Source organism: Streptomyces sp. NPDC003697, assembly GCF_053587115.1.
Map to the genome: position 1 here is coordinate 166,192 of NZ_JBSFNN010000002.1, position 6,000 is coordinate 172,191.

The 6,000-nt window shown below is 71.4% G+C and carries 4 protein-coding genes; 3 read left to right on the forward strand and 1 reads right to left on the reverse strand.

Going from position 1 to position 6,000, the window contains the following annotated elements:
- Positions 1-118 precede the first annotated feature (118 nt).
- Together ACWDNY_RS01590 and ACWDNY_RS01595 are read left to right on the forward strand one after the other, a co-directional pair.
- Complete coding sequence (locus tag ACWDNY_RS01590) at positions 119-1,744, forward strand: phosphodiester glycosidase family protein (protein WP_451643666.1); 1,626 nt, start codon at positions 119-121, stop codon at positions 1,742-1,744.
- A gap of 48 nt (positions 1,745-1,792) precedes the next feature.
- Positions 1,793-2,872 (forward strand): alpha/beta hydrolase, encoded by a 1,080-nt coding sequence (locus tag ACWDNY_RS01595; RefSeq protein WP_451643667.1) that lies wholly within the window; start codon positions 1,793-1,795, stop codon positions 2,870-2,872.
- 77 nt (positions 2,873-2,949) lie between these two features.
- Here the strand turns inward: ACWDNY_RS01595 and ACWDNY_RS01600 are convergent, their stop codons facing one another.
- Positions 2,950-3,864: a YceI family protein gene (locus ACWDNY_RS01600; RefSeq protein ID WP_451643668.1), complete on the reverse strand. Its 915-nt coding sequence runs from the start codon at positions 3,862-3,864 to the stop codon at positions 2,950-2,952.
- 746 nt (positions 3,865-4,610) lie between these two features.
- On the opposite strand from ACWDNY_RS01600, the gene ACWDNY_RS01605 reads away from it, so the two are divergent.
- Positions 4,611-5,852: an Ig-like domain-containing protein gene (locus ACWDNY_RS01605; RefSeq protein ID WP_451643669.1), complete on the forward strand. Its 1,242-nt coding sequence runs from the start codon at positions 4,611-4,613 to the stop codon at positions 5,850-5,852.
- Positions 5,853-6,000 lie beyond the last annotated feature (148 nt).

Below are 6,000 nucleotides of genomic sequence, written 5' to 3' on the forward strand. Positions count from 1 at the left end.
AGAAGCCCTCGGCGCGGTCCCGCCGGCCGATGCCCACACCGGGGCGCTGTGGCGTGGAAGGGGGACCCTTGTCCGCACGGCGGCCCCGGGAACGTTCCGATCCTTCCAGGTGGTGCAGATGAAGAAGAGACTGTGCGCTGCGGCTGCCGTCCTCGGCGTGCTCGCCACGGTGGGCGCGATGCCGGCGCAGGCGTCCCCGCACCTGCCACCGGGCCGGCACGCCGTCCCGTCGCACGCCCTGCCGCTGGGCCCCTCCGACCTGACCGAGACCCGCACCACCACAACCCTGCAGCCCGGCGTCACCCTGACGCGCATCGTCCGCGGCGCCGACGACCCCGCTCTCCGCTGGACGGTCGAGGTGTCCATTCCCGGCGGTGACACCTCACCGGACCCGGACGCGCCGCCGACCGCGCTGAAGGACATGGCGAGCGCCGACGCACTGGCCGCCCGCCTGGAGCGGGACGGCTTCCACGCCCGGGTCGAGCACGTCGAGACGCCGAGGACGGCGGACTACGCCGGAGGCACACTCGGGTGGCGGGTCCGGGTCGGATCGTTCGGCTCGCAGTCCGCCGCGACATCCGAACGTGCGCGGCTGACGGCAGCCGGGTACGCGGGCTCCGCCGTCTACACCGGCTGGGACGGTGACTTGGCCGACCGGGGCCCGTGGCGCGTCGACGTGCTCACCGTCGACCCACGCCGGTTCCGCGGGAGTCTGCAGGCCTCGTACGGCCCCGACCTGGAGAACCGTGAGACGACCAGCGAGCTGTCGAACGCGGCCGGTGCCACCGCGGCGGTTAACGGCGGATTCTTCGTCCTCGACCCCCGGGCGGGCGCCCCCGGGGACCCGGCCGGCGTCGGCGTCTACGACGGAGAGCTGCTGAGCGAACCGGTCAACGGGCGCCCCGGCCTGGTGCTGCACGGCAACGGCCGGCAGACGGAGGTCGCCCGGTTCACCTGGCAGGGCCGGCTCCTCGGCCGGGACGGCTCCCTGAACCTCAACGGCGTCAACCGCGTACCCGGCCTGATCAGGAACTGCGGCGGCGAGCACGACATCCCGACTTCGCTGCCCCTGCACGACGTCACCTGCACCAAGCCCGACGAACTCGTCGCCTTCACACCCGACTTCGGCCACCGGACACCGCAGGGCCCGGGAGCCGAAGCCGTGCTGGACGCACACGGCCGCGTCGCCCAGCTGCGCTCGCCGCGCGGCGGACCGCTTCCGGCAGGCGGCAGCTCCGTGCAGGCGATCGGGCGGCGCGTCGGCGAGTTGACCCGCCTGGCCCAGCCCGGCCGGCGTCTGGACATCAGAACGACACTGCTGGACGGGCGCGGGCACCCCGTCCCGCCCGCGCCCACGACCGGCGTCCTCAACGGCGGCCCCGAACTGGTCCGCGACGGGCGGCTGCACGTCACCCCGGCCACCGACGGCATGGTGCACCCGGGCGACCCGAGCTGGTACTACGGCTGGGTGCACAAGCGCAACCCGCGCACCCTCGCCGGAGTGGACGCCGCCGGCCGCACCGTGCTCGTCACCGCCGACGGACGCAGCACCGGCGCACTCGGACTCAGCATCACCGAGAGCGCCGGGGTCGCCCGGGCACTCGGACTGCGCGACGCGATCAACCTCGACGGCGGCGGCTCGACCACCATGGTCGTCGACCGGAACGTGCTCAACCACCCTTCCGACGCCGCCGGCGAACGCCCCGTCGGTGACGCGGTGCTGATCCTCCCCGGCAGGAACTGACCGACCCGGCCGAACCGTCCACGCAGCCCCGAGACCCAGGGAGCCGCCGTGCTCGCGACCACGACCGCCGTCCCGACCCTTCGAACCCGCGTCCTGCTCACCCTCACCGCCCTGCTCCTCACCCTTCCGCCGACCGCACCGGCGCTCGCCGCCGGGCCCGCGGCGCCGCCGCCCTCCACCGTCGTCACCGGGGACACCGGAAGTCCCCTTCCCCCGGCCTCGCGGGGCCCCTCCCCGACATCGCGGGGCGCCGAGGTCGTCGCGGTCACGCAGGTCGCGGACCGGCAGGTCGACCTGTCGGTCCGCTCGTCCGCCCTCGGCGGCCGCACGGTCAAGGTCCGCCTGCTCACACCCGACGGCTGGAACCCGTACGACCGGAGCCGTCACTGGCCGACCCTGTGGCTGCTGCACGGCTGCTGCGGGGACTACACGTCGTGGACCGCCATGACCGACGTCGCAGGGACCGACAGCCTGCGCAACGTGCTCGTGGTGATGCCCGAGGCCGGCTGGAACGGCTGGTACAGCGACTGGTGGAACCACGGCCAGGGCGGCGACCCCGCGTGGGAGACCTTCCACACCGTGGAGCTGCGGCGGCTCCTGGAGCACGACTGGGGCGCCGGCAGCCGCCGCGTCGTGGCCGGACTGTCGATGGGAGGCCAGGGCGCCCTGCTGTACGCCGCCCGGCATCCCGGGATGTTCAGGGCGACCGCCGCGTACTCCGGCTCGGTGCACCCGCTGCTGGACGACCAGTCGGCCGACCGCATCCTGGGCTACTTCGCCGGCCAGGGCAACGACCCGCTGCGCGTCTGGGGCGACCCGGTCGCACAGCGCCGCATCTGGCAGGCCCACGACCCGTTCCACCTGGCGAAGCGGCTCAGGTCGATCCCCGTGTACCTGTCGTGCGGCGACGGCACCGCCGGGCCCCTGGACCCGGCAGGCGCCACCAGCGCGGTCGAAACCGACTTCGACCGGCAGAACCACGCCCTCGCCGCCGAGCTCGAACGGGTGGGCGCGAAGAATCTGACCACGCACTTCTACGGACCCGGCACCCACAGCTGGGCGTACTGGCAGCGCGAACTGCACGCCTCACTGCCGATGCTGCTCAGCGCCCTGCGGGCGGGCGGCTGACCTCTCCCGCAGGAAGCCCCGGCGCCGGGGCGCCCGAGTATGGACGCGCCGGCGCCGGGGCCGCCGTACCGCTTCGCCTACTCCGGCGGCGTGGGTGTGCCGGGCGTGCGGTACATCGCCTGCACGTCCAGCTCCAGTTGGACGGTCGTCCCGACGACGGCGATGCCGCGGGCCAGCATCGAGCGCCAGTTGAGGGTGAAGTCCTCGCGGTGCAGTTCCGCCTTCGCCAGCGCGGCACAGCGGAGTTCCTGCTCGTAGCCGCCGTTCACCGTGCCCAGGTACGTCGTGTCCAGGCCGATGGAACGGCTGGTGCCGTGCATGGTCAGCGTGCCGTGCAGCGTCCACTTGGAGCCGCCGCGGTAGACGAACCGGTCGCTGACGAAGTCGATGAACGGGTACCGGTCGACGTCGAGGAAGTCCGCGGAACGCAGGTGGTTGTCACGGGTCCTGTTCCCGGTGGTGATGCTGGCGGCGTCGATGCGCACCGACACCTGCGAGTCGGCCATGTTCTGCGCGACGCGGATGCCGCCGTCGAAGCGGGTGAAACGGCCGTGGACGTGCGCCATGCCCACGTGCTTGGCGATGAACCGGATCGCGGTGTGAGGCGGATCGAACAGCCAGGTGCCGGGCGGCGGAAGCTCCAGCTGACGCGCGGGCTGGAGCGCGACGTGCGTCGGGGGCAGGGCCACACCGGCGGCTATGTCCACCCTCTCGCGGGCGGGGGACAGGCCCTCGGCCGCGATCATGACGCTGTAGGAGCCCGGCGGCAGCGTCACCATGAACAGGCCGTACGGGTCGGTGGTGCCGCGCGTCACGACGCGGTGGCTGTCCAGCGCGGTCACCGTGACCTCGGCGCCGCCCATGGGCTGCCCGATCGGATCGATGACCTCGCAGCCGAACGCCCCCGCACCGTGCGGCAGGGGCACCGCAAGGCCCGGCGCGGCACCAGAGGCGCCGTGGGAACGCCGACGCCGGAGCAGTCCTAGGGGCATGGTGTCCACCTTTCTTCGCACGTGTCGCCGTCGCACGGGCCCGCACCACCGGCTTCGTTCGCGGTCGCCAAGAGCTCCCCGAGAACGGGATGCGGGCGTGCGGGCGTCAGCTCGTTAGCGATCATAGACAGACGGCGTGAAGTGGTCCTTCACCGGCACCACAGCAGGTCAGGGGGTATTCCCTCGGAGATTCGTTGCATTTACACGCATCTGCGGGGGCCTGCAGCAGCCCCTTGACCGTGGCGCTTTGCATCAGTGCTGTGGTGAACAACACCTGAGGTACCGCTACCTGCACACGCAGCTCACAGTTCCACCCCCCGCCCGACACATCCGGCGCCGGCCGCAGCCGGCCGGCCGGGACGGGCATCGTCGATCGGGCGGTACGGCAGGCTGGGGTGCGGCTCCCACAGGGGCGGGGTGGGCGTGTCCGGTTCCGCCCGTCGGGGAGGCGATCACCCGCGCGTCGGTCAGGGCGATCCGCGGCAGGTCGGGCGCCGGGTCGAAGTGGAGCGCCAACCGGAAATCGCGGCCTTGGGCACGGCTGGCCGGCATCGGGCGGAAAGTGCAGACCGCTACGCACCGTCCGGCCTCGGGGGAGAGCCTCGACAGCATACTCGACGGCGGGTGGGATTCGCCACAATGTGCCCATTTGCAGCCGATGAGTGCGTATAAGTGATGCAAAAGGTGGTTGCGCTCCTCAGGCAACCAGCGACCGGAAACGCAGGGACCAAGGACAGGGAGAAGGTTTGATCACGGCGCGCAAACGACGCACCAGGCTGGTGGCAGCGACCGGCGTACTCGGCGGCGTGCTCGCAGTTACGGCCCTCGGTGGCACGAGCAATGCCGCCACCGGCGGCAATGACGCCGGGAACCCCCCAAAAACGCCGGCTTCAGTGGGTCCGGCGGCCGCCCAGGACGCTTCCGACGCCCGAATAAAGATCACGCCCGGGCAGGGCGCCCACGACGTCGCCATCAACGCCCCCGTCCAGGTCACTGTCAGTAACGGAAAACTCACCAAGGTGACCATGACCGCCGTCGCGACCGGCGCCGAGATTCGGGGCACCCTGTCCGCGGACGGCACGTCCTGGAAGCCGGACGGCCCGCTGCATCGGGCCACCAAGTACCAGGTCGCCGCAGAGGCCGAGGACGCCCAGGGGCGCTCCACCACCGCAAACGCCACGATCGCCACGGTCTCCCCGGCCGGCGACTTCATCGGGCACCTCTCACCCGAGGACGGCTCGACCGTCGGCGTGGGTATGCCGGTGACGGTCAACTTCGACAAGGCGATCGGCGACAAGGCCGCCGTGCAGTCGCAGATCCAGGTCAGCTCCAGCAGTGGCCAGCGGGTCGTCGGTCACTGGCTCAACGACGGCCGCCTGGACTTCCGCCCCGAGCACTACTGGAAGCCCGGCTCCACCGTCACCGTCAAGCTCCACCTCCACGGCGTGCAGAAGACGGTCACATTCAAGATCGGCCGGAGCCAGATCAGCACGGTCGACGCCAAGACGAAGCAGATGACCGTCGTACAGGACGGCAAGACGATCAGGACCATCCCGATCTCGTCCGGCAGCCCCGAGCACCCGACGTACAACGGTCAGATGGTCATCTCCGAGAAGTTCCAACACATCCGTATGAACGCTTCGAGCGTCGGCCTCACGGAGAAGGACGGCAAGCCCTCGTACGACATCGCGGCCGTACCGCACGCCATGCGCCTGTCCGACTCGGGCACGTTCATCCACGGCAACTACTGGGGTGCGGACTCGGTCTTCGGCAAGGTCAACACCAGCCACGGCTGCGTGGGACTGAAGGACGTCAAGGGCGGCGGCGACGCCAAGCAGCCCGCCGCGTGGTTCTTCGACCACTCGACGATCGGTGACGTCGTGATCGTCAAGAACTCCCAGGACGCGACGAAGCTGGCCCCGGACAACGGTCTCAGCGACTGGAACATGCCGTGGAGCGAGTGGGTCGCGGGCAGCGCGACCGGCTGACGCCAGGACGTTTCCCACACACCTGAACGTGAGTCCCTTCCGCCAGACGGCGGCCGACACCGCGAAGGCGGCCGCGGCCGACGGGCTCCAGGTGGAGCTGGGCGGCACCGCCGTCGCCGGCCATTCGTCCCAAGGGCACACGGCCGAG

Excerpts from the sequence above, each read along its gene's own strand:
- ACWDNY_RS01590 (WP_451643666.1), top strand. The coding sequence starts at position 119 with ATGAAGAAGAGACTGTGCGCTGCGGCTGCCGTCCTCGGCGTGCTCGCC.
- ACWDNY_RS01600 (WP_451643668.1), bottom strand. The coding sequence starts at position 3,864 with ATGCCCCTAGGACTGCTCCGGCGTCGGCGTTCCCACGGCGCCTCTGGT.